Raw genomic sequence first — 21,644 nt, 5'->3', positions numbered from 1 at the left:
ATACTAAGACTACTTTTTTAAAATCCTGCTGGCAGATCATCAATGGTCATAAATACTGGTTTAACTCAGATGGATATGCTCTTACCGGTTGTCAGGAAATTGACGGTAAGTGGTATTACTTTGAGCCCAGAGCCGGCCATGACCTGGAGTGTGCGCTGTATGTATCCGATCAGGAAGGGGTGCAGCGCATTGGAGAGTTTCGAAATTAGTGAAATAGTGCTAAATTTGTTTGGCAAGGTTACCAATTGCCCAGGTTGATATAAGATGATAATATAAATGCATTCTAAAACATAAATCAAGTGCTAAAATCCCAGAATACTATAATCGATTATATTAAAAATTTACAGGTCATTTGTTACATACGAATGGCTTTCTTTTCTGCACTTTATTTTATGATTTGGAATGTTTATAACAAGAATAATTACAAAAGATATAATTTGGAGGCATATAGTATGAAAAAGACAAGTAAATTACTAAGCTTTATGGTCGCTTTAATTACAACGATAACAATGTTTTCCACAACTAGTTTTGCATCAACAGCCAAGCAGTTAGATCTTTCTGAATGGAAAAGTGTGACATTAGCAAATGATTTTACAGAAGATCCTCTTCCGAATTGGAAAATAGACTCTTCAGGAACTTCTGTAACACAGACTATTAATGGTAGGCCAGCAGCATTAATAGGCAATGTTGAATGCAGTAACGCTAAAATAGAAGGGTCATTTAGTGTTGATCCTACGGGTGATGATGATTATATTGGCTTCGTCTTTGGTTATAAGGATATTGGGCATTATTATTTATTTGATTGGAAACAGAAAAAACAAGTGGTTTCTGACAAAGGAACTGCGGAACAAGGAATGAGCGTAAAACTTGTAAATACTGGTGAAACAATTAAAGAAACCGATTTATGGTCAACTACAAGTAGTGGGAAAAAGGTTAAGACTTTATATCATAATGGTATTAGCTATCAATACAAAACTGTTTACAATTTTGAATTAAACTTTAGTGGCGAGGGAAGCATTAATATCGTAATAAAGCAGGGAGATAAAGTTTTAGATAATATAGCAATCGATGATAGTACGTACGCGTCTGGCAAATTTGGGTTCTATAATTTTTCTCAAGATATGGTTACATATAAAGGTTTTACTACGGAAATTTTAAGACCAGTTTTAAAAGCCAATGGCGGAGATTCCAAAGTAGATTTAACCTGGAACGCAATAACCGATGCAACAAGCTACACCATTAAGCGCTCCATGACTGCAGGTGGCCCATATGAAACAATATCAACCGATGTAACTGGTACTACCTATACCGATACTAATGTTACTAATGGAACGAATTACTATTATATGGTAACTGCAACCGCTGCCGGCAGGGAAGGTGGTAATTCTAATGAAGCCTCGGCTGCTCCAGAGGCATCTCAAACACCTCCCACAACCGAGGCTAAATTAAAAGTAGTTTTAGAGGTATCAGAGGCACTCCGATTAAGTGTAGATAATGACTTAAATGTTAATACACAAATGTCCTGGTCTTCGTCAGATCCAACTGTTGCTACAGTAAATGAAAAAGGTATAGTGACAGCTCTGGCTCCTGGCAATACAATTATAACAGTTAAGAGTGCGGACGGATCCTATACAGATTACATAAATGTATTAGTTGTAGAGAATGCAGACGATTACAGGCTTGCAATTGATTTAAAAATTGGAGAGACAGCCAGATTGACAGTAGATGATTTTACTAACACAGCAAATGTGACATGGGCTCCTATGGATTCATCAATAGCGAACGTAACCAGTAAAGGAAAAGTTACAGCACTGAACAAAGGATTGGTTTTAGTTAGTGCAAAGGATGCAGACGGAAATATCATTGGCCGTGTTTATGTAAGAGTAAGAGAATAGTTTGATTAAGGGCAGGTATCCGGTTTTTCGGGCCTGCCTTTTTATGCAAATGTAGTCAAGTTTTTCTAAATAGGTGTAGTCAAAATGTAGTCAACTACCCCTCAAATACTGGCTATATAAAGGGAGATATAACACCATTGGCATCATACTCACTTATACTTCGTATTACATAACCAAGAATGGCATTACCCTGGGCCAGATAGTGCAAGAACTAAGATAAAAATAACAGTAGATAAAGGCAAGAGATGGCTTAAGTTTAGAAAGGTTTTAATAGGAATAGTGGTATGGAAATAGGCCATATGATATAATTTTATTAGTTTATTTTGTGCACCATATCATGTTTTAATTTGCCTTTCTTCTAAATATATACCCTGTCTTATGTAGAATAAGGAAAGAAGTACAAACTACAGGGAATACATATGGTTTAGAAAGGGGTGGTGTTATGTCAGACACGGTTCATGTTATCAATTGTGTTGATCCGGTAAAGGCTTTTGAAGTTCTGGCAAAAATCATAGGGGATAAAGAAGAGATGGAGATCACTTTAAAAAGCCTAAAAAAAGGAGTAAAGAAAACAAGGAAGAAACCGGTTGATACCAGTTAGGAGGGACAAGCTAGTGGAACCATCTTTAACAGGAGCAGATCAAACGCAGTTTAGCGTTATCTCATTACCCCCCATCTCGTGCTGCGCCATCGGGCGTAGACAAAGTGTGCGATTTTTCTAATGATAGTATTTTAGGAAAATTTGATGCATACTTTTCAGCAATTCAAGTATTGGATAGAGATTCTTTTATGCACAGAGATTTCTTATATTATAATGAAGAGAAGAGTGGGCTGGTATGGGTATGGGCGCTAACAGAAGATATGGATGATGGTGGGAATGAAGTGGTATCTTTTGATGGTGGATATTATCTAACTTATGTCTACGTGGATGGGGATGAGGAAACCGGTGGAAAACGGTATAAAGAGGTAATCTCTTACGTTGAAAATTTAGATGTATTTGAACTGGATATACGACCAGGGCATTATATTATGGGACACATTATTACACCATCTGAAATTATAAAAGCTCAGAGATTTGCACAGATGGAAAATTTTGTTCCTATAAAATTAAAGGAGAAATAGTGGATAATCTTAAAGATATAATAAAAGACTTTCAAGGTTGTATCTCGATTAACAAGAATGGAAGTACGATCTTTGAACAAGCTTATGGATATTCCGATTATTCAAATAAGGTGTTAAATACCTTGGATACCAAGTTTGCAACAGCTTCTGCTGGAAAGGTCTTTGTTGCTGTGGCAATCCTTAAGCTGATTGAAGAAGGAAGTTTGAGTTTTCATGATACGATTGGTGAATTGCTTGATTTTGACCTAAATAATATAGATTCAAAGATAACTGTGGAGCAATTACTCAATCATACCTCAGGTATTCCTGATTATTGTGATGAAAGTGTCATAAAAGATTATTCCGATCTTTGGTTGGACTATCCTAATTATAAGATACGTACGTCCAGAGATCTTTTGCCTTTGTTTATCCATAAACCAATGATGTACCAAAGGGGGGAGAGATTTCAATACAATAATTCAGGCTATGTAATCTTAGGACTGATTATAGAATGTATTACAAAAGTATCTTTTGATACATATCTGACCGAATGTATTTTTAAACCATGCAACATGTTAAATACCGGTTACTATGAGCTTGACCGGCTTCCTGCCAAATGTGCCAATGCCTATATTTTTGACCAGGAGCGAAATGAGTATTATACGAATATTTACAGCGTGGATGTGAAGGGGACAGGCGCAGGCGGAGCGTATACCACAGTGAATGATGTGGAGCTTTTTTGGAAGATGTTGCTTCAAAATAAGTTATTATCAAATGAGATGACGAATAACATGCTAAGTCTTCAAAGCACTAATTTTGAGGACGAGTATTATGGATATGGGATTTGGTTAAATAAATTAGAGGCTGGATATATGCCGTATTTTCAAGGCTGTGATCCCGGAGTCAGCTTTTTATCCAGTTACGATCGAGAGAAAGATATATTAATTACTCTGATTAGTAATTTTGGAAACAATGTCTGGAAGCTAATGAGAGTATTAAAATCCCAGAATTTCTAAAGTTTGAGTTGCTTTGAAAATGGACCTGTTGATAAAGGTGATTTATTTCACTTTTTCAACAGGTCCAAACCTGTCCAAATCTTTCTAACTAAAGATTATGCGTTTTTGTATCGGATGTATTAATTTGATGTTTTCTTAGTTTCTGTAGCTGCTGGTTTTGCATCTGTAGTTGCTGCTTTTGTTTTGCTCTCGCCTGCTTTAGTTTCTTTTGTTGAAACACTTTCCTTCTTGGTATCATCTTTCTTGGGCTCTGTAGCAGAAGTGCTTTCTTTAACTTCTTTCGTAGTTTCCTTCACAGCTTTTGTAGCAGCCTCTGTAGTAACAGCTTCTTTTGTAGCTGCCTCAGTTGTAACAGCTTCTGTCGTAATATCGGTTTTTGTAGCTGCGGTTGTTTCTGAAGTTTTGGTGCTACCACAAGCAGAAATAGCTGCCATTGTCAAAATAGCTACACCTGTCAAAAATAATTTCTTTGTTGTTAACTTCATAATAAATTTCCTCCTCAAGACTTTATTGGTTCATCAATATGTTCTGACTTTCAGTTATCTTATTTTTCTGAAGTCAGAAGTTATTTTAGCACCAGGATATAACAGAATCAATGGGGTATTAGTTGCTTTTTTCTTAATAATATGTGAATTAAATATTAAAAAAAGATAAGTGTAAAAAGTGTGTCTAAATTCACGCAAAATTCACAGAAAAAACACAGGTTAAGCAAACTTCCTTCACAATTACGGTTTCTGAGTTTTTGATTTCATGATTCGTTTACCTCTAACACATGTAACACACGGGCAACTGGCCAGGTAAAACTGTGGCCAATGCCCAGGGCTACTGTAGTGATGGCAGCCACGGATATGTCATGGTTGACATTCCAGGCTGCTATTCTCTGATGGCTCATTCCGCTGAGGAAGAGGTTGCCAGGGACTTTATCTGTTTTGAACACCCAGATGCCGTGGTCGTCGTCTGTGACGCTACCTGTTTGGAACGGAATTTAAACCTGGTATTACAAGTATTAGAAGCAACTCCAAATGCTGTGGTTTGTGTGAATCTCATGGATGAGGCAAAAAAGAAGCGGATAGAAATACGACTTGATCTGTTGGAAGAACGACTTTTAGTGCCTGTAGCAGGGACCGCGGCAAGGAGTAAAAAAGGGCTGGATCAGATTTATACTTGTTTAAGACGCTGTCTTGGTGAAGATGGGGAGAAAACAAAAGAAGTGGTAGAAGCGGAAGAAGTAGCAAATGGGATAGATGCAGAAGAAATAGAGACGGTGGAAGAAGTAGAAGCAGTAGATAAAGCAGAGGAAGTAAGGGCAGTAAAAAGTGAGGTAGAAGTGGAAGCACAACAAGAGGAGAAGACGCAACAAGCAGAAGAAGTGGAAAAGGCGGAAGAAGAGACGGTAGAAGAAAGGGAAGAAGAAACGGAAGAAGAGACGGTAGAAGAAACGGCAGGAGAAACGGAAGAAGAGATGGTAGAAGAAACGGTAGGAGAAACGGTAGAAAAAACAACAGAAGCTGAAGGAGTAGAAGCAGAGAAAGCGGAAGTAACAGATAAAGAAAAGATAGCAGAAGAAGTAGAAAAAACAGAAGTAACAGAAGAAGCAGAAGAAGCAGAAGAATCAGAAAAAACAGAAGTAACAGAAGTAACAGAAGAGGTGGAAAAAGCAATTGAAGTAAAACACCAACAAGAACCTGAAGAGGCAAAACATAAAAAGGAAAATACAAAACTACTCTCAGAAGAACCCCAGAGCCCAATACTAATCCGCTATCCTCAATACATCGAAGATGCCATTAGCACCCTGACTCCTGTTGTAGAAAATATAACAGATGGAAAAGTAAATGTCCGCTGGCTATGTGCCAGATTGTTGGATTCCAATGAGAACCTCATGCAGGCAGTTAAAACATATTTAAAGCCAGTGGCAGAATCAAAGGAAGTGGCAGAGTGTCTAAAACATATTAGAGGTGAGTGGAAGGCCAGAGGAATTCAACAAGAAAAAGTAAGTGATGATATGGCTTCTGTATTTGTAAAGAAGGCGGAGTATTTATGCCGGGGAGTCGTAGTTTATGAGAACCAGACCTATAACCGGAAAGATCGGAAACTAGATTGGCTTTTTACAAGCAAATCCACCGGATTTCCTATTATGTTCCTGGTTCTTCTTGGGATTTTCTGGTTAACCATAACTGGAGCAAACTATCCCTCAAGGTTGATAAGCAATGTACTGTTTGCTGTGGAAGATTGGCTCTCTCAGACGGCCACGTGGATTGGAGTACCATCCATTCTATCCAACCTTTTGATACATGGTGTATACCGAAGTCTTGCATGGGTGGTATCGGTAATGCTGCCACCAATGGCAATCTTTTTCCCACTATTCACCCTTTTGGAAGATTTTGGATATTTACCCAGAGTGGCTTTTAACTTAGACCGTTGCTTTAAGCGTTGCTCTGCTTGTGGGAAGCAGGCGTTGACCATGTGTCAGAGGAAATTTATGCTTTTTTCAAATGGAAAAAGAGACTATAATTACTTGACACATTTTCCTCGAAATGGTATAGTTACAACATTAAACTGTAACTAAAAATAGTACAGAAATTAAAGAAAAACATTGTGTAAACTGGCTTTTGCAGGTGAAATAAGGAGGTACTTTTATTGGGTTTTTCAATTGATGTGAGCATCCCTGTTCTTACTGTATTTCTCCAGGGAATTATAAGCTTTTTTTCTCCCTGTGTTCTACCCCTGATTCCACTTTATATCGGATATTTATCTGGAGGAACCGGAGTCACGAAAGAGGATGGCCAGATGGAATATGACCGTAAGAAGGTCATGATACACACCATTTGTTTTGTAATTGGAATCAGCTTTACATTTTTTCTATTGGGACTGGGGGTTTCAGCTCTTGGAACCTTTTTTAAATCGAATCAGCTTTTATTTGCCAGGGTTGGTGGACTCATGGTTTTCTTCTTTGGTTTGTATCAGACGGGAATCCTTGGAACTTCCTCTATGATAGAAAAGGATAGAAGGCTTTCATTTTCCTTTGATAAGCTAGCCATGTCACCTTTCACAGCTCTCTTGATGGGATTTACCTTTAGCTTTGCGTGGACACCTTGTGTAGGCCCTGCTCTTGCTAGTGTCTTAATTATGGCAGCATCTGCTTCAGCAAAGTCTCTTGGTTTTATCTTAATTGGAGTTTACACCTTAGGATTTATTCTTCCATTTTTAGCAGTAGGATTTTTCACCACCACAGTGCTTGCATTTTTTAAGTCACATAAGAATGTGACAAGGGGTGCGGTGAAAGTGGGGGGCATCCTCATGATCGTAATGGGAGTTCTAATGTTCACCGGTAAGTTGAATGCTATGACTGGATATCTATCCACTCTGCCGACTCCTTCCATTACAAGTGAAAAGGAAACTAAGGCAAAGCCAAAAGAAACCGTAGAAGAAAAACCACAACAAAATGAAAGTACTTCTGCCAGTGATGGAACGAGTGAAGTTCAAAAACCTCTTCCAGCCATTGACTTTACATTACAGGACCAGTTTGGGAAGACTCATTCCCTTTCTGATTATAAAGGAAAAACAATTTTTCTGAATTTTTGGGGAACCTGGTGTCCTCCTTGCCGTGCCGAGATGCCGGATATCCAAAGTCTGTATGAGACACAGGAGACAGAAGGAGAGAATGGGGTCATTATTCTGGGAATTGCTGCTCCTAATTACGGACAAGAAAAGGATGAACAGGGAATTAAAAATTTCCTTAAAGAAAATGGTTATACCTATCCAGTGTTAATCGATACAGATGCAGAATTATTTGAAGCGTATGGCATATATTCCTTCCCAACCACCTATATGATCGATCGTGACGGGAATGTGTTTGGATATGCCAGTGGACAAATTTCAAAAGATATGATGCACAGCATCATTAATCAGACATTGAAAGGAGAGAAGGATTAATTTGATAGATAAAAACAGGGCAAGAAAAAGTCGGGCTAGAAAAAGAAACAGAAGTATTGGTTATGGTGTTTTACTATTAACCGCCCTGTCTGCAGTTTGGTTGCTTTATTCCAATGTTAGTAAAGGAAGCCAGGCAAATTCCGGAAAGCATACAGAAGAGACGAAACCGGGATCAAGTGAACAGGCGTTGGATTTGAGAAAAAAGTTAAAATCCGCTAGGATCGGCAGTACCGACCTGTCTGGGCTGACCATTGAGGAAGCAGAAGATACCATGGAAGAACGGTATCAATGGGAGCTGATGGTGAGTGCAGGAGAAGATACAGTCCTTCTGGATGATTTAATCGACAGTCAGATTAAGGCAATTAGAAAAAAGCTGGAGGAAACTTCTCCTGAAGAAACCCAGCAGTATGAGATTGATTACGAAGCGATGAGAGAGCCTTTTACCAAACAGGCCGCTGAGCTTGCAAATAAATGGAATCAAAGTCCCGTTGGCGCGCAGTTAGAATCCTTTGATAAAGAGACAGGGGCATACAAGTATAAACCTGGAAAGGACGGTCGGACCCTTGATCAGAAAAAGCTAGTCGAACAGCTTATGGAGGCCGTAAAGTCAGAGAATTACCTGGCAGATGTCAAGGCAGAATTTGCTCAGACACCACCTGAGAGAAATGAAGCTCAGGCAAAGGATCTGTATAAGGTGATTGGAAGCTTTGAAACAACCACTACAGATAATAAAAACAGAAACAAGAACATCAGCCTGGCAGTTAACGCCCTTAACGGATTGGTCTTAAAGCCAGGTGAGGAATTCTCTTTTAATAATACCACTGGAAACAGAACAAAAGAAAAGGGATATCAGCCAGCGGGTGCTTACCGCAACGGAATATTGATTGAAGAACCCGGTGGCGGTGTGTGCCAAGTATCCACCACATTGTACCATTCCATAATAGAAAGTGGCTTTAAGACCACAGAACGTAATTCCCACAGCTTTGCTCCTTCTTATGTAGAAAAAGGACAAGATGCCATGGTAAGTTTTGATGGATACGCAGGTCCAGATCTTAAATTTAAAAACACAAGCAAAAACTCATTGGTCATTCGTGCTTCTTTGGAAGGCAAAAAGCTTAAGATCTCCGTAGTAGGAATACCATTTCTTGATAACGGGGAAAAGGTTACCATTCGTTCTGAAAAAGTCAGAGATTCGGCCCCAGTAGCTCCTACTTATGAAGAAAATGCAGCGATTCCTTTTGGAACTGAGAAGATTGTTGATAAAGGAAGTATTGGTAGTGTATATAAGAGCTATCGAGTCATTAAAAAAGGGGATACGGTAATGAAAGAAGAACCCCTTCATAACAGTAGCTACAAAGGAAAACCCGCAGTCATTCAGAGAAATACCACTCATAAACCAGAAGAAACAGAACCACAAACAACTCCTGAGACTCATCCAGAGACGCAGGCAGAGACAACCGAGATTCCTCATGGACCAGGGGTCGGTTTGTCAGAGGCCCAGGAAAATGTCCAGCCATAAAGAAGAATGCAGCAGCCCTTCATCTGGAATGTGCCATTCCAAATTTCCTCATCCACGAGCCTCATGTCTATAATCTTCATCCCCATAGCGAGCTGCTATGTAAATATGATTATCAGCCACAGGGTGGATACATCTCAGTGCCGGAGCTTCCTTGATTGGGAAATGAGTCATCGGATTATTGTTTTGTAAACTCAATAAAGGTAACGGTAGAATAGAGGTCAGGCGTTGGTTCTTAGTTAAGAATCAGCGCCTTTCTTGTGTAATTAGAATTGACGTATATCGTACAAGCCGGTTGGAATAAGTTTATCCAGGAGGTGCCAGGATGAATGCAGACAACCAGAAAACAGAAGTAAAAAAAAGGATAGATATTAAAGTGGAACGTGTTTATATGGGAAGCAGAACACCCCAGGAACTGGTAATCGACCTGATGAAAAAACGAAGGGAATCGAAAGGATGGTTTCAAGTATGATCCAGTACTATGCGGGATTATATATGAGGCTGTCAAAAGATGATGACCGTGCCTTGGAAAGCGCCAGCATAGACACTCAAAGAAAGATGCTTTATTTCTATGCAAAGGAGAATGGATTTGAGATCTATGATGAATATGTGGATGACGGATATAGTGGGACAAATTTCAGCCGTCCGGCATGGGAGAGACTTCTTGGGGATATTGAAGCAAAAAAGGTAAATTTAGTCATTACCAAGGATTTATCCCGACTGGGAAGAGATTATATTATGACCGGACAATATACGGAAATTTATTTCCCGGCAAGAAAAGTTCGCTACATTGCAATTAATGATGGTTATGATTCCAACAGTTCTTTCAATGATATTGCTCCATTTAAAAATATGGTAAATGAAATGTATGCCAGAGATACCTCTAAAAAGATCCGAAGTGCATTTCAGACAAAGATAAAGGAAGGAGAATTTATTGGAAATTTTGCACCTTATGGGTATCAAAAAGACCCCAATAATAAAAATCATCTGATTGCAGACCCTCTGACGGCTCCTATCGTGCGGAGCATTTTTCAACATGCAGAGCAGGGAGAAGCCCCTTTAGCAATAGCAGCACGTTTAAATGAACAAAAGGTAGAGACTCCACTAAAGTATCGGTGCCTGACCCACCCTTACTTAAAAAAGGGAGAGACCACCAAAGACAGCCAATGGACCTCTGGTGCCATTTGTAAGGTGCTCTCCAATGAGGTTTACTTAGGTCATGTCGTCCAGGGAAAGACAACAAAATTATCCTTTAAGAGTAATATTACTCTGTCACAGCCAAGGAAGGAGTGGGTTGTGGTAAAAAATAAGCATGAGGCTTTGGTCACGCAGGAGACATTTGACCATGTAAAAAAGCGTTGTATTCCACGGAAAAAACGGGAAGAGAGGGAGTTCCTTAACGTATTTTCCGGACTGGCGGTTTGCGAAGATTGTAAAAGAAATATGTCTGTTACGTATAAAAAGGGAAAGCCAGAAGCGGCACAACTGGTATGCAGCGGATATAAGCAATTTGGTAAAAAAGTGTGCACCAGTCATAAAATAAGTTATCATGCTTTGTATCATAAGGTAGCAGAGGAAATCACAACACTTCTTAATTTCACACAAGACAGGCAGGAAGAAATGCGGAAAGCCTTAAAAAGAAGCAAAGGCACCAGCCCTCAAAAAGAGCCTGTCAAAGCACTGGGCGTATTAAAAAAACGTGATAGAGAGATATCTAGTATCATCGGTCAGCTTTATGAGGATAAAGTAAATCAAAGGATATCAGAAGAACGTTTTTACGATATGCTTTCTGCATTGGAACAGGAGCAAAAGGGAATTAACTATAAGTTAAGAAAAGCAATGCCAGAGCCAGTCCTACAAAAAGATGAGATGCAAACTGATGATCCAGAGTTGGAGCGGCTAATGAAAGAATTACACGGTGAAATGGAAATATCTCCAGAGCTTCTTCTATCATTGATTGATAAAATTGAGATTGGTCAAAAGGATGAGAAAACGGAAAATGAAGGACTAATCAGCACCCAGACTATACGTATCTTTTTTAAGTCAGACCGTCCAACAGGAGAATATGATGGGGCGAAAGACTCCTAAAAGAGTGTTTCGCCCCTGGTATCTTTAACAAGGGGAAAGTGTCATTCGCAGACTCCAATTACCAATTGCCATCCCATTTCTTTCTATGGTTGTGTAATCAAATTCAGTAAAACCATTTTTAATATAAAATTTGCTGTTACTCTCCGTATTGGTAAAGGTGATAAATGATGCAGGCTCATTGCCCTCATTTTCTTCCATGATATAAGGAATAACGCAATCCTTAAGAATCTTGCTGCCTAGCTGCTGTCCTTTACAGGATTTGTCAACTGCTAAAAATTCAAGAGTCCAGGACGGTTCCTTCAATCGGCTGCATGGTCTATGTCCTTCTTCAAGAACATTTAAATATTTCAAAAGTCTAAGGAGGCTGGTCTTTTTCAAAAGATCCATAGCACCGGAACGTAAATATTCCCAAATGCTGTCTTCGGGACTATCGGGCCGCTTTAGCATAGCCAAGCTCTTGATTACTCTATCTTCTTCTCCTACAATGCACACATGTCTTCTATGATATAGCTTTATATATACATAATGTGCATCACTCATAAAATTCACATAGCTATCCAGATCTTTAAAACCACCTCGAAGTTCCAAATCATTGATTGGATATTCACCAAATGATAATGCAGTCATCTTAGCAATGTTTTTTAATTCACTCTTTTTAGGTTTTCGATACACGATCATACGATTACTCCTTTTCTTTACTTTGATAAAACGGTCATGTTTTTACACGACATTTATATAGTTAGACTACATTAGTTGCTTTATTGCTATAAAAGTATTATAATTTAACTTGAGTTGTTTTGCTATATACAATTATTATTACAAATGTCTGAAAAACGACATATCAATACGATAACGTCGGATGAAAGGTGAAATTTTTATGAATAAGGATAAAATCGATGACAGAAGGGTACGAAAGACAAAAAGGGCTTTACGTGATGGATTGGCTGAGTTAATGATTGATAAGAATCTGCGCAGCATAACCGTGCGTGAATTGACTGATAAGGTGGATATCCACAGGGCCACTTTCTATGCTCATTACAAGGATATCTATGATCTTTATGAACAAATGGAGGATGCGGTTGTTGTAGAACTGAATCAAATATTAATAAATAACTTTTCAGTACCGTCCATCCAGTTTTATACTGTATTGTTTGAGTATATTTCTGAGAATAAACAATTATCCCGTATGCTGTTTGGCAATCATGGTGGAATCAGCTTTTTATATCGCCTGAACCTATTATTTGAGGAAAAATGCATGGAAGGCTGGTGCAAGGAATGGGAGCTTTCAGAAGAGGATGAAGAGCTGAAATACAAAGTTCGGTACCATGTACAGGGCTGCCTTGCCATTATCAGCAGATGGGCAGAATCCAACTTTACTTATCCAAATGATAAGCTCATAAGAATTCTATCTGATATTGATAAAAGTATGGAAGGATATGTAAAAAATAAATCAACAGAAGCTCAAAATAATAAATGAGGAAGGTTAGGTTTCTTATAATGTCCATGATAAAAAGAGTGTGAAGCATAAATTTCTTTTGACATGTGCATGGGTTTTGGATGCAATGCAGCAGGAATTGTTGGCTGCCGAATCATCGATTCTCCTAGAGAACGCTTAATTGCCATGATTACCAACAACTTTGTACCCTGCAACGGCAGATTCCCTCAACCATACAAAGAGCAACTATGAGATAATTCCATTTCTCTCTCGAATTTTTAGCTGTTGAGATATCTGATTCACTACAGCAACCTTTTCTTCCATACTATAATCTGAGCTTCTCAACTTCTGTTCGATCAGGTTCACATGAAAGCCATTTATTTTATCTGAAAGGGCATTATAATCCATATCATCAGAGATGTGAAATACAATTTCCTCTATGGAATTAAGTTTCACTCGATTCCCCTTTGCATCCATAATTTTAATCCATAGTATGAAATATGCAGTATGTCCTATTACGCAGAGCGTACCAAATACCTGCTTGCAACAACATTAAAAAAGAAAGGACACATTGCAGGATTTCACACCAAGCTTGCATATTTGAATCAGTAGTTATAAAATAATCATAACGAAGACATGGTATGAGGATTATCATACGTAAGGCAAAGGAGCATTTGATGATAACGATAAAGAAGATGGCAGAGCTACTTGAGACCAGTACGACCACAGTGTCCAATGTAATTCATGGCAAGACTGGTGAGGTCTCACCAGCTATGGTGGAAAAGGTACAGCAGCTGCTTGAAGAATATGATTATGTCCCCAATATTAATGCCAGAAATCTAGCAAAGAACAAATCAGGTATCATTGGTCTGGCGATGAAAGCCTGTCGGGATAAATATGAGAATTTCATTAAGGATCCGTTTGCCGGAGAGTTGACCGGTGCCGTAGAGAGTTGTGTAAGGGCGGGGGGATACTTCACCATGCTTTATATCTCTGACGATATTACGGAGATTATTAGTTCCGTAGCAAGCTGGAATGTAGATGGTTTGATATTACACGGCATGCAGGCAGAGGATGGGTTAATGATCACTCAGAAAATTAAAAAGCCTATGGTATTTATCGATTGTTACCTGGAAGAAACCGTTCCTCAATATGTGAATGTAGGAAGTGAAGACAGGATTGGCTGTTACAAAATCACCAAATACTTGATTGAAAACGGACATGAGAGAATCGCCTTTATAGCAGATAATCGCGTTGGTGTCGATTTTGAACGTTTAAAGGGTTATCAGGATGCCCTAAAGGAAGCAGACATTGTCTTTACGGAAGATCATTTCATTATGCTTGAGCCAAATGGGGCTGATTTAACGAAAGCCTTGGATGATGTATACAAAAGGATTGGAGACTTTACGGGATTGGTGTGTGCTTCTGATTACTATGCAGCCCATATCATGAATGATTTAAAAGACCGGGGCGTAAAGATACCGGACGATATCTCAATTGTAGGATTTGATGATAATGTTTACAGCCAGATCATAAGACCAGCCCTTACAACCGTACATCAAGACGTAACGGAAAAGGGGAGTTTGGCAGTTGATAAATTGCTTCAAATGATCGGACATCAAGAGATTGGAGAGCGAGTCATTCGACTTCCGGTTCATATCGAAGAACGAAATTCGGTAAAGAAAATAAAGGGAACACATGTGTAATTAAGCATGCGTTCCCTTTATTTTCTTTATTTTAGTTATAGTCGTATTTTGTGGAGAAAAAAGAAAAAGAAATTCTTGCCATAGACTCTCTAAAGTGCTAATATGATATTTAGAATAACTTATGCGCATAAGTTACAATAAAGTATTTAAAATGACCAATAATAACAGCAATATGTAGAAAGGGGAGCGTTATGAAGAAAAAAGGAATCGTTATGGCAATGTTAGGTGTGATGGCTCTGGCTCTTTTAAGTGGTTGTGGGGAAAAGAAGGCATCCACTCAAACAGGAACCGAGGAGGCACAAACCCAGACGCAGGCAAAGAGCAGTGGGCAGGCAATTCGTATTGTAAATGGTAAGATTGAGATTGATGAACCCTTAAAGGCTTTTGCTAAGAAGTATCAGGAGAAAACAGGGCAAGAAGTCATCATTGAATCCTTAGGCGGAGGCGCTGATATCAACGGTACTCTTAAGGGATATCTGGCAGCAGGTAACATGCCCGATCTCTTTGTCTTTGGCGGGGAAGGTGATTATAAGACTTGGAAGGATTACATGACGGATCTAAGTAGTGAAGAGTGGGCTTCTCAGACGGATTTCAGCTTTAAAGATGGAGATGGAAAGGTAGTAGGGTTCCCTTATGCAGTGGAAGGCTTTGGGATTACATATAACAAAGACATATTAGAGAAAGCAGGCATTGATCCGGCCTCTCTTACATCCTACGATGCTTATAAAAAAGCATTTGAAACCATTGACAGCAAAAAAGAGGAGCTGGGAATCACGGCTGTCTGCTCCGTTGCAGCAGAATCCGGACAGATGTATTGGTCAACCGGAAATCATCTCTTTGGATATTACCTCTCTGGAGGTTTAAAAAGAGGCGATACCACCTATATCGATATGTTAAAAGAAGGAAAGATTGACTCTGCTCGTATGGGCCAGTTTGCCGACTATATGAAGCTTTTGTTTGACTACTCCAATCCTTCTACACTCATATCAGGTACTTATGATGATCAGCTTGCTTTATGGGCTCAGGGAAAGACTGCCTTTGTCACACAGGGCAACTGGATTGATCCGTCCTTACCTGGCTATCAGGTAACCTTTGACTGCGGAATTGCCCCTCTTGCCTTTACAAAAGAAGAGATGAAGGGAATTCTTGCTGATTGTCCGTCCTGGTGGGCTGTCTATAACAAAGGAAGCCAGATTGATGCATGCAAAGCATTCTTAAAGGAACTTGCCTTATCAGAAGATGGTCAGAAATGTCTCGTAACGGATTGCGGTATGATTTCTCCTTACACCTCCAATAAGTTAAGCCCTAAGACACCTCTTGCCATGAATTTAAAGACCTATGTTGATTCTGGGAATTCCTATTCTTGGGAATGGACTAAGATGCCAGAGGGCATTGCCATGAATGCCACTGGAGACATTTTTGAGCTTTACGCAAAGGGTGAAATTGACAGAGATGGATTTGTAACCATGATGAGTACGGCAATTGCAGATTATGTAAAATAATTCCGGCAGGGCGGCGGCATCATTGCCGCCCGCCAATGGTGGCTGCAATAGGGGAAGAGGGGAGAATAATGGTAGAGGAGAAAAAAAGAAAATTAATTTCTGCTTTCGTTTTATTGTCTGGTATCCTAGGAGTTCTTTATGCCTTGTATCTGGATTTGTTTTACCGGGAATCACCGATTCGTGGCGCCTTGCTGGGAATCGGACTTCTTTTAATACTTTTTGGGGTTTATCTTTATCCGGTTAAGAAGCGTCAAAGAATAGTGAATGTATTGTTTTTGCTGCCGTTACTGGCCGCATTTTTCATTACCGTTTTCATTCCTTTTATTTTTGGAATCTTTTATTCCTTTACCAATTGGAACGGAATCAAATTCACAAAGTTTGTTGGATTTGATAATTACATACGGATGTTTCAGGCACCTGATTATCTGTACTCCCTTCTGATTACGTTTATTTTCACAGTACTTAATATGACTACGGTCAATGTCATGGCATTTGCCCTGGCTCTTTTATGCACCTCGGGGGCAAAGGGAAAAAACGTTTACCGGGCATCCTTTTTCCTTCCAAATCTCATTGGAGGAATTGTTCTTGGGTATGTGTGGCAGTTTATTTTTAATAAGGTATTTCCTTCCATGGTGGAGGGGAGCCTTTCCATGCTGACCAATCCAAACCTTGCTCTGTTTGCCATTTTAATCGTCAGCACCTGGCAATATGCTGGTTACATCATGATGATCTATGTAACCGGTCTGCAAAGCGTTCCAAGGGATATTTTGGAGGCTGCAGGGGTGGATGGAGCCGGGCGGTTAAAGACACTGATTTATATGAAACTTCCTATGATAGCAAATACATTTACAGTCTGCATCTTTTTGACGCTGGTAAATTCCTTTAAGCAATTTGATTTAAACTTTGCCATTACCAATGGTGCACCAAGCAGAATCCTGGGATCAAAGGCCATCGCATCCACGGAATTTTTGGCACTAAACATCTATAACACGGCAATTGCCAAGAACCAGTATGCAATTGGTCAGACCAAAGCCGTGGTATTCTTTGTTATCCTAGCCATGGTATCCTTAACCCAGGTTTATTTTAGTAAAAAGAAGGAGGTGGAGCTGTAATGAGTAAACGGAAAATAACAGGATTTGTTATGGAGCTGTTTGCAATTTTTCTTTCCCTGATCGTGTTATCCCCCTTTCTTTTGGTTCTCTTTAATTCAGCGAAAAAAAGTGCGGATATTGTGATCAGTCCCATTGCTCTTCCAAATAACTGGGGACAGCTTCTCACCAACCTTTCAAATGTAATACATAACCAAAATTTCAGCTATTTTAAATCCTTTCAAAGCTCTTTGTTTATTACAGCGGTCAGCCTGGTCTTTTTAACTGTGTTATCCAGCATGTCTGCGTGGGTGCTGGTACGAAATAAATCCAGGTGGTCTGATGTTATCTTTATGGTTTTTGTAGCCGCTATGGTAATCCCATTTCAAGTGGTTATGCTTCCGCTTTTGTCTACCTTTCGAGGCTTATCGGATTTTCTAGGAATCCGGCTTTTAAGCAGTTATACGGGAATTATAATTGCTTATCTAGGGTTTGGAGGTTCCATGTCCGTCTTTATTCTTCACGGGTTTATAAAAGGAATTCCAAGGGAGCTTGAGGAAGCGGCATGGATAGACGGATGCAGCCCGGAGGGGACATTTTTTCGAGTGGTCTTTCCTCTATTAAAACCAGTTCAGATGACGGTGCTTATCTTAAATGGTATATGGATTTGGAATGATTATCTGCTTCCATCTCTCATGCTTGGGTTAAACGGCAGAATCAAGACACTTCCGGTGGCGGTCAGCAGCTTTGTGGGTTCTTATGTCAAGCAATGGGATTTAATTCTGGCAGCAGCGTTCCTTGCCATGATCCCAATTGTTATCTTGTTCTTATGTGCACAAAAGCAGATCATTCAGGGGCTGGTAGAAGGCGCTATTAAATAAAGGAGTATACGATATGAATAAAACATGGTGGAAAGAGGCTGTGGTATATCAAATATACCCCAGAAGCTTTCAAGACAGCAATGGAGACGGAATTGGAGATTTAAACGGAATCAGGCAGAGGTTAGATTATTTAAAGCGTTTGGGAATTGATGTTATCTGGCTTTCTCCAGTCTGTCAATCTCCAAACGATGACAATGGATACGACATTAGCAATTATCAGGATATTATGAATGAATTTGGGAGCATGAAGGATTTTGACGATCTTTTGCGTGAGGCTCATGAAAAGGGAATTAAGATCTTACTTGATTTGGTGGTCAATCATACCTCTGACGAACATTCCTGGTTTTTAGAGAGCAGAAAAGGCAGGGAAAATCCGTACCGGGATTATTATATCTGGAAGGAAGGAAAAGAAGACGGCGGCTGCCCCAATAACTGGGGGTCTTGCTTTAGTGGTTCAGCCTGGGAATATGACAGCCAAACCCAGATGTATTATCTGCACTTATTCTCGAAAAAACAACCGGACTTAAACTGGGAAAATCCCAAGGTAAGGGATGAAGTATTTGAGATGATGGATTGGTGGTGTGAAAAGGGAATTGATGGCTTTCGAATGGATGTCATAAGCATGATTTCAAAGGACCAGGCTTTTCCTGATGGAGAAGTTAAAGATGGTCTTTATGGCGATTTTACTCCCTATAGCATTCACGGACCAAGGGTACATGAGTATCTAAAGGAAATGAACCGCAGGGTCTTATCTAAATATGATTTGATGACAGTAGGAGAGACCGCTGGGGTTACCATAGAAGAAGCAAAAAAATATGCTGGAGAAGCCCAAGAAGAACTTAACATGGTTTTCCATTTTGAGCATGTGGAAAGTGATGGCGAGCTGGGAAAATGGACAGATCAGAAGCCAAATCTTCTAAAACTGAAACAAATCTTATCCAAATGGCAGATTGAGCTTGAAAACAGTGCATGGAACAGCCTGTACTGGGATAATCACGATCAACCAAGAGCCGTATCCAGATTTGGCAATGATAGCAGTGAGTTTCGGGAGCTGTCGGCAAAGATGCTTGCCACCTGCCTCCACATGATGAAGGGAACTCCCTATATTTATCAGGGGGAAGAACTTGGAATGACCAATTATCCTTTTTCTGATATTTCCCAATTTCAGGACATTGAAAGCAAAAATGCCTACGAGGAACTGGTTGGAGGAGGGCATACCTCTCAAGAGCGAATGATGGAATATCTGCGGTGCAAAAGCAGGGACAACGCCAGAACTCCCATGCAATGGAATGATAAGGAGCAAGCTGGATTTACAAATGGAATTCCCTGGTTGGCAGTAAATCCAAACTTTAAGGAAATCAATGCAGATCAGCAGATAGAAGATCCGGCTTCCGTGTTCTCTTATTATAAAAAGCTGATCGCCCTTAGAAAAAAATATGATGTGATCGTATACGGCGATTACGAGCTGATCTTACCTGAGGATACCAGAGTATTTGCTTATATAAGAAGCCTTGGAAAGGAGCGGATACTGGTTATATGTAATTTTACTGAACAGGAAGTAAGTGTAACCATACCAGAGATTGATAGAATTGAAGAAAAAGAATACTTAATACACAATTATAAAGGAAAATCCTCCATGCATCAGGGGATTTTAAAACCCTATGAGGCTGCTGCTATCTATTGGAAGAAAAAATAAAGTGAGGATTGGATGGTAAGTCAAAATGAATAAAAAATGGTGGCATGATAAAGTGGCATATCAGATTTATCCGAAGAGTTTTAAGGATACCAATGATGACGGAATCGGTGATATAAGAGGTATCATAGATAAGCTTGATTATCTAAAGGAACTGGGCATTGATCTTATCTGGCTTTCCCCTATCTATTGTTCTCCTCTTGCGGATCAGGGGTATGACATCTCCGATTATTATAAAATTGACCCCAGATTTGGTACCATGGAAGAGATGGATGAGCTGATTGCTGAAACGAAGAAAAGAGAGATGAAACTCATCATGGATTTGGTGGTCAATCACTGTTCCGATGAGCACGAATGGTTTCAAAAGGCGCTAAAAGATCCAAAAGGGGAGTACGGCGATTATTTCTATATCCAGGAGGGGAAAGGCGGAAAGAGTCCAAATAACTTAAGATCGTATTTTGGCGGAAGTGCTTGGGAACGGATAGAAGATAGCGACCTGTATTATCTTCACTTATTCCACAAAAAGCAGCCAGATCTTAACTGGGAAAATCCGGTTCTACGGGATAAGATTTATGAGATGATCAACTGGTGGCTGGAAAAAGGAATTGCAGGTTTTCGTATTGATGCCATTATAAATATAAAGAAGGTAATTCCGTTTCATGATTATGAGCCTGACCGGGATGACGGATTGACTTCCTCCGAGAAGATGGTGGATGAAGCAGAAGGTGTCCTGGAGCTTTTAAATGAGATGAAGGAAGCAACATTTCAAAAACACGATGCTTTCACGGTGGGAGAGGTCTTCCGGGAAAAGAAAGAGGATTTAGAGGCTTTCATTGGAGAAAGGGGATGCTTTTCTTCGATGTTTGACTTTAATGAGACAGTGTTTGGAATCAGTGAGAAGGGGTGGTATGACTATCAACAAGTTACACCAGACGATTACAGAGATTGCTGCTTTGCCAGTCAGCTTCGTTCTGATGGCATTGGATTCCTATCAAATATCATTGAAAACCACGATGAACCACGTGGCGTCAGTCATTATATTCCAAAAGGAGAGTGTTCCGACAAGTCGAAAAAGATGTTGGCAACGGTTTATTTTATGCTTAAGGGCCTTCCTTTTATCTATCAGGGACAGGAAATTGGGATGGAAAATGTGCCGTTTTCCTCTATTGATGAAATTAATGATATATCCACACTGGACCAGTACAAGGTAGCATTAAACCAGGGGTTTTCAGAAGAAGAGGCGTTTTCCATCGTTTGTCGTTACAGCAGGGACAATGCGAGAGTCCCATTTCAGTGGGACGATGGAGCAAATGCTGGGTTTACCCAGGCAATCCCATGGCTTAAGGTAAATCCTAATTACAAGGAATTAAATCTAAAACAGCAGATGGAAGAGGAAGATTCCGTATTCCATTATTATAAAAAACTGATTGCTTTACGAAAAGGTGAGGCACATAGGGAAACCCTTGTATACGGGGATTTTGAACCGGTCTATACGGAGCTAAAGCGAGTGATGGCCTATTACCGAGTGGGCGAGGATGAAAAAATATTGATTATTGGTAATTTCAAAACCCAGCCTCAGGAACTTATGTTAGAAGAGGAAGACTATGAAGTGCTGCTTAATAATGAGCAGGAATTGGCATCCGTAGGAAGAAAGATCCTGCTAAATGGATATCAGGCAGTGATTTTACGATTTAAGAGATAGCAGCAAAGAATAAAAAAGGTCAGGGAAGACGGTTTTAAACCGCTTCTTTGACCTTCTTATAGGAAGCCTTTATCATAAGGCTTTTTTT

At 39.7% G+C, this 21,644-nt stretch carries 19 protein-coding genes and 1 pseudogene; 17 read left to right on the top strand and 3 right to left on the bottom strand.

The genetic code is table 11. The annotated features are described in order from the left end of the window. The 5 genes and pseudogenes from BET01_RS13885 to BET01_RS13870 all read left to right on the top strand — a co-directional run. Window positions 1–209, top strand: a pseudogene (locus tag BET01_RS13885) (CHAP domain-containing protein); the annotation flags it as partial. 243 nt (window positions 210–452) lie between these two features. After that, window positions 453–1,895, top strand: coding sequence for an Ig-like domain-containing protein (locus BET01_RS13880; RefSeq protein WP_158585069.1), 1,443 nt, complete (start codon window positions 453–455; stop codon window positions 1,893–1,895). Window positions 1,896–2,337: 442 nt separating this feature from the next. Continuing rightward, on the top strand, window positions 2,338–2,496 hold the full coding sequence (locus BET01_RS21625) for a hypothetical protein (protein WP_158585068.1): 159 nt from the start codon (window positions 2,338–2,340) through the stop codon (window positions 2,494–2,496). A 188-nt stretch (window positions 2,497–2,684) separates the two neighbouring features. Continuing rightward, window positions 2,685–3,017, top strand: coding sequence for a hypothetical protein (locus BET01_RS13875; protein ID WP_243117224.1), 333 nt, complete (start codon window positions 2,685–2,687; stop codon window positions 3,015–3,017). Further along, on the top strand, window positions 3,017–4,012 hold the full coding sequence (locus BET01_RS13870) for a serine hydrolase domain-containing protein (RefSeq protein WP_120197414.1): 996 nt from the start codon (window positions 3,017–3,019) through the stop codon (window positions 4,010–4,012). Before BET01_RS13875 ends, BET01_RS13870 begins: the two co-directional genes overlap by 1 nt. 119 nt (window positions 4,013–4,131) lie before the next feature. Here BET01_RS13870 and BET01_RS22090 read toward each other — a convergent pair whose 3' ends face one another. After that, the gene (locus BET01_RS22090) at window positions 4,132–4,497 is read right to left on the bottom strand and encodes a hypothetical protein (protein ID WP_243117223.1); all 366 of its coding nucleotides are present in this window, start codon (window positions 4,495–4,497) and stop codon (window positions 4,132–4,134) included. Window positions 4,498–4,817: 320 nt separating this feature from the next. Between BET01_RS22090 and BET01_RS22560 the strand changes: the two genes are divergently transcribed. From BET01_RS22560 to BET01_RS13845, 5 genes are all read left to right on the top strand, one after another. Continuing rightward, the gene (locus BET01_RS22560) at window positions 4,818–6,578 is read left to right on the top strand and encodes a FeoB small GTPase domain-containing protein (RefSeq protein ID WP_120197413.1); all 1,761 of its coding nucleotides are present in this window, start codon (window positions 4,818–4,820) and stop codon (window positions 6,576–6,578) included. A gap of 71 nt (window positions 6,579–6,649) precedes the next feature. Continuing rightward, window positions 6,650–7,945, top strand: a complete 1,296-nt coding sequence (locus tag BET01_RS13855; protein ID WP_120197412.1) for a cytochrome c biogenesis protein/redoxin — start codon at window positions 6,650–6,652, stop codon at window positions 7,943–7,945. A gap of 1 nt (window position 7,946) precedes the next feature. Further along, complete coding sequence (locus BET01_RS13850) at window positions 7,947–9,464, top strand: VanW family protein (protein ID WP_243117222.1); 1,518 nt, start codon at window positions 7,947–7,949, stop codon at window positions 9,462–9,464. 322 nt (window positions 9,465–9,786) lie between these two features. Continuing rightward, window positions 9,787–9,933, top strand: a complete 147-nt coding sequence (locus BET01_RS21620) for a hypothetical protein (protein ID WP_158585067.1) — start codon at window positions 9,787–9,789, stop codon at window positions 9,931–9,933. Continuing rightward, a complete protein-coding gene (locus BET01_RS13845; RefSeq protein WP_243117221.1) occupies window positions 9,930–11,549 on the top strand; it encodes a recombinase family protein in 1,620 nt (539 codons plus the stop codon). The genes BET01_RS21620 and BET01_RS13845 overlap by 4 nt, the downstream gene beginning before the upstream one ends. A gap of 24 nt (window positions 11,550–11,573) precedes the next feature. On the opposite strand, the gene BET01_RS13840 is transcribed toward BET01_RS13845, so the two are convergent. After that, window positions 11,574–12,227 carry a GNAT family N-acetyltransferase gene (locus BET01_RS13840; RefSeq protein WP_120197410.1) on the bottom strand — a complete coding sequence of 218 codons (654 nt, stop codon included), beginning with the start codon at window positions 12,225–12,227 and terminating at the stop codon, window positions 11,574–11,576. A gap of 199 nt (window positions 12,228–12,426) precedes the next feature. Between BET01_RS13840 and BET01_RS13835 the strand changes: the two genes are divergently transcribed. Continuing rightward, on the top strand, window positions 12,427–13,026 hold the full coding sequence (locus BET01_RS13835) for a TetR/AcrR family transcriptional regulator (protein ID WP_158585066.1): 600 nt from the start codon (window positions 12,427–12,429) through the stop codon (window positions 13,024–13,026). Between the two features lie 204 nt (window positions 13,027–13,230). On the opposite strand, the gene BET01_RS13830 is transcribed toward BET01_RS13835, so the two are convergent. Then, window positions 13,231–13,440, bottom strand: coding sequence for a hypothetical protein (locus BET01_RS13830; protein WP_120197408.1), 210 nt, complete (start codon window positions 13,438–13,440; stop codon window positions 13,231–13,233). A 221-nt stretch (window positions 13,441–13,661) separates the two neighbouring features. Between BET01_RS13830 and BET01_RS13825 the strand changes: the two genes are divergently transcribed. The 6 genes from BET01_RS13825 (at window position 13,662) to BET01_RS13800 (ending at window position 21,556) form a co-directional block, all read left to right on the top strand. Beyond that, window positions 13,662–14,690 carry a LacI family DNA-binding transcriptional regulator gene (locus tag BET01_RS13825; protein ID WP_120197407.1) on the top strand — a complete coding sequence of 343 codons (1,029 nt, stop codon included), beginning with the start codon at window positions 13,662–13,664 and terminating at the stop codon, window positions 14,688–14,690. A gap of 191 nt (window positions 14,691–14,881) precedes the next feature. Further along, a complete protein-coding gene (locus tag BET01_RS13820; protein ID WP_120197406.1) occupies window positions 14,882–16,192 on the top strand; it encodes an ABC transporter substrate-binding protein in 1,311 nt (436 codons plus the stop codon). A gap of 68 nt (window positions 16,193–16,260) precedes the next feature. Then, window positions 16,261–17,304: a carbohydrate ABC transporter permease gene (locus BET01_RS13815; protein ID WP_120197405.1), complete on the top strand. Its 1,044-nt coding sequence runs from the start codon at window positions 16,261–16,263 to the stop codon at window positions 17,302–17,304. 29 nt (window positions 17,305–17,333) lie between these two features. Further along, entirely contained in the window at window positions 17,334–18,161 is an 828-nt protein-coding gene (locus BET01_RS13810) for a carbohydrate ABC transporter permease (RefSeq protein WP_408610170.1), read from the top strand. A gap of 13 nt (window positions 18,162–18,174) precedes the next feature. Beyond that, window positions 18,175–19,857, top strand: coding sequence for a glycoside hydrolase family 13 protein (locus BET01_RS13805; protein WP_120197403.1), 1,683 nt, complete (start codon window positions 18,175–18,177; stop codon window positions 19,855–19,857). Window positions 19,858–19,882: 25 nt separating this feature from the next. Further along, window positions 19,883–21,556 carry a glycoside hydrolase family 13 protein gene (locus BET01_RS13800; RefSeq protein WP_120197402.1) on the top strand — a complete coding sequence of 558 codons (1,674 nt, stop codon included), beginning with the start codon at window positions 19,883–19,885 and terminating at the stop codon, window positions 21,554–21,556. Window positions 21,557–21,644 lie beyond the last annotated feature (88 nt).

The organism is Lacrimispora algidixylanolytica, assembly GCF_003609635.1.
Classification (GTDB): Bacteria; Bacillota; Clostridia; order Lachnospirales; family Lachnospiraceae; genus Lacrimispora; species Lacrimispora algidixylanolytica.
The sequence above is the reverse complement of the archived record's forward strand: the minus strand, read 5'-3'. Positions and strand labels throughout refer to the sequence as shown.

Coding starts and splice junctions, on each gene's coding strand:
- BET01_RS13880 (WP_158585069.1), top strand. CDS start 453: ATGAAAAAGACAAGTAAATTACTAAGCTTTATGGTCGCTTTAATTACA.
- BET01_RS21625 (WP_158585068.1), top strand. CDS start 2,338: ATGTCAGACACGGTTCATGTTATCAATTGTGTTGATCCGGTAAAGGCT.
- BET01_RS13875 (WP_243117224.1), top strand. CDS start 2,685: ATGCACAGAGATTTCTTATATTATAATGAAGAGAAGAGTGGGCTGGTA.
- BET01_RS22090 (WP_243117223.1), bottom strand. CDS start 4,497: ATGAAGTTAACAACAAAGAAATTATTTTTGACAGGTGTAGCTATTTTG.
- BET01_RS21620 (WP_158585067.1), top strand. CDS start 9,787: ATGAATGCAGACAACCAGAAAACAGAAGTAAAAAAAAGGATAGATATT.
- BET01_RS13845 (WP_243117221.1), top strand. CDS start 9,930: ATGATCCAGTACTATGCGGGATTATATATGAGGCTGTCAAAAGATGAT.
- BET01_RS13840 (WP_120197410.1), bottom strand. CDS start 12,227: ATGATCGTGTATCGAAAACCTAAAAAGAGTGAATTAAAAAACATTGCT.
- BET01_RS13835 (WP_158585066.1), top strand. CDS start 12,427: ATGAATAAGGATAAAATCGATGACAGAAGGGTACGAAAGACAAAAAGG.
- BET01_RS13825 (WP_120197407.1), top strand. CDS start 13,662: ATGATAACGATAAAGAAGATGGCAGAGCTACTTGAGACCAGTACGACC.
- BET01_RS13820 (WP_120197406.1), top strand. CDS start 14,882: ATGAAGAAAAAAGGAATCGTTATGGCAATGTTAGGTGTGATGGCTCTG.
- BET01_RS13815 (WP_120197405.1), top strand. CDS start 16,261: ATGGTAGAGGAGAAAAAAAGAAAATTAATTTCTGCTTTCGTTTTATTG.
- BET01_RS13810 (WP_408610170.1), top strand. CDS start 17,334: ATGGAGCTGTTTGCAATTTTTCTTTCCCTGATCGTGTTATCCCCCTTT.
- BET01_RS13805 (WP_120197403.1), top strand. CDS start 18,175: ATGAATAAAACATGGTGGAAAGAGGCTGTGGTATATCAAATATACCCC.
- BET01_RS13800 (WP_120197402.1), top strand. CDS start 19,883: ATGAATAAAAAATGGTGGCATGATAAAGTGGCATATCAGATTTATCCG.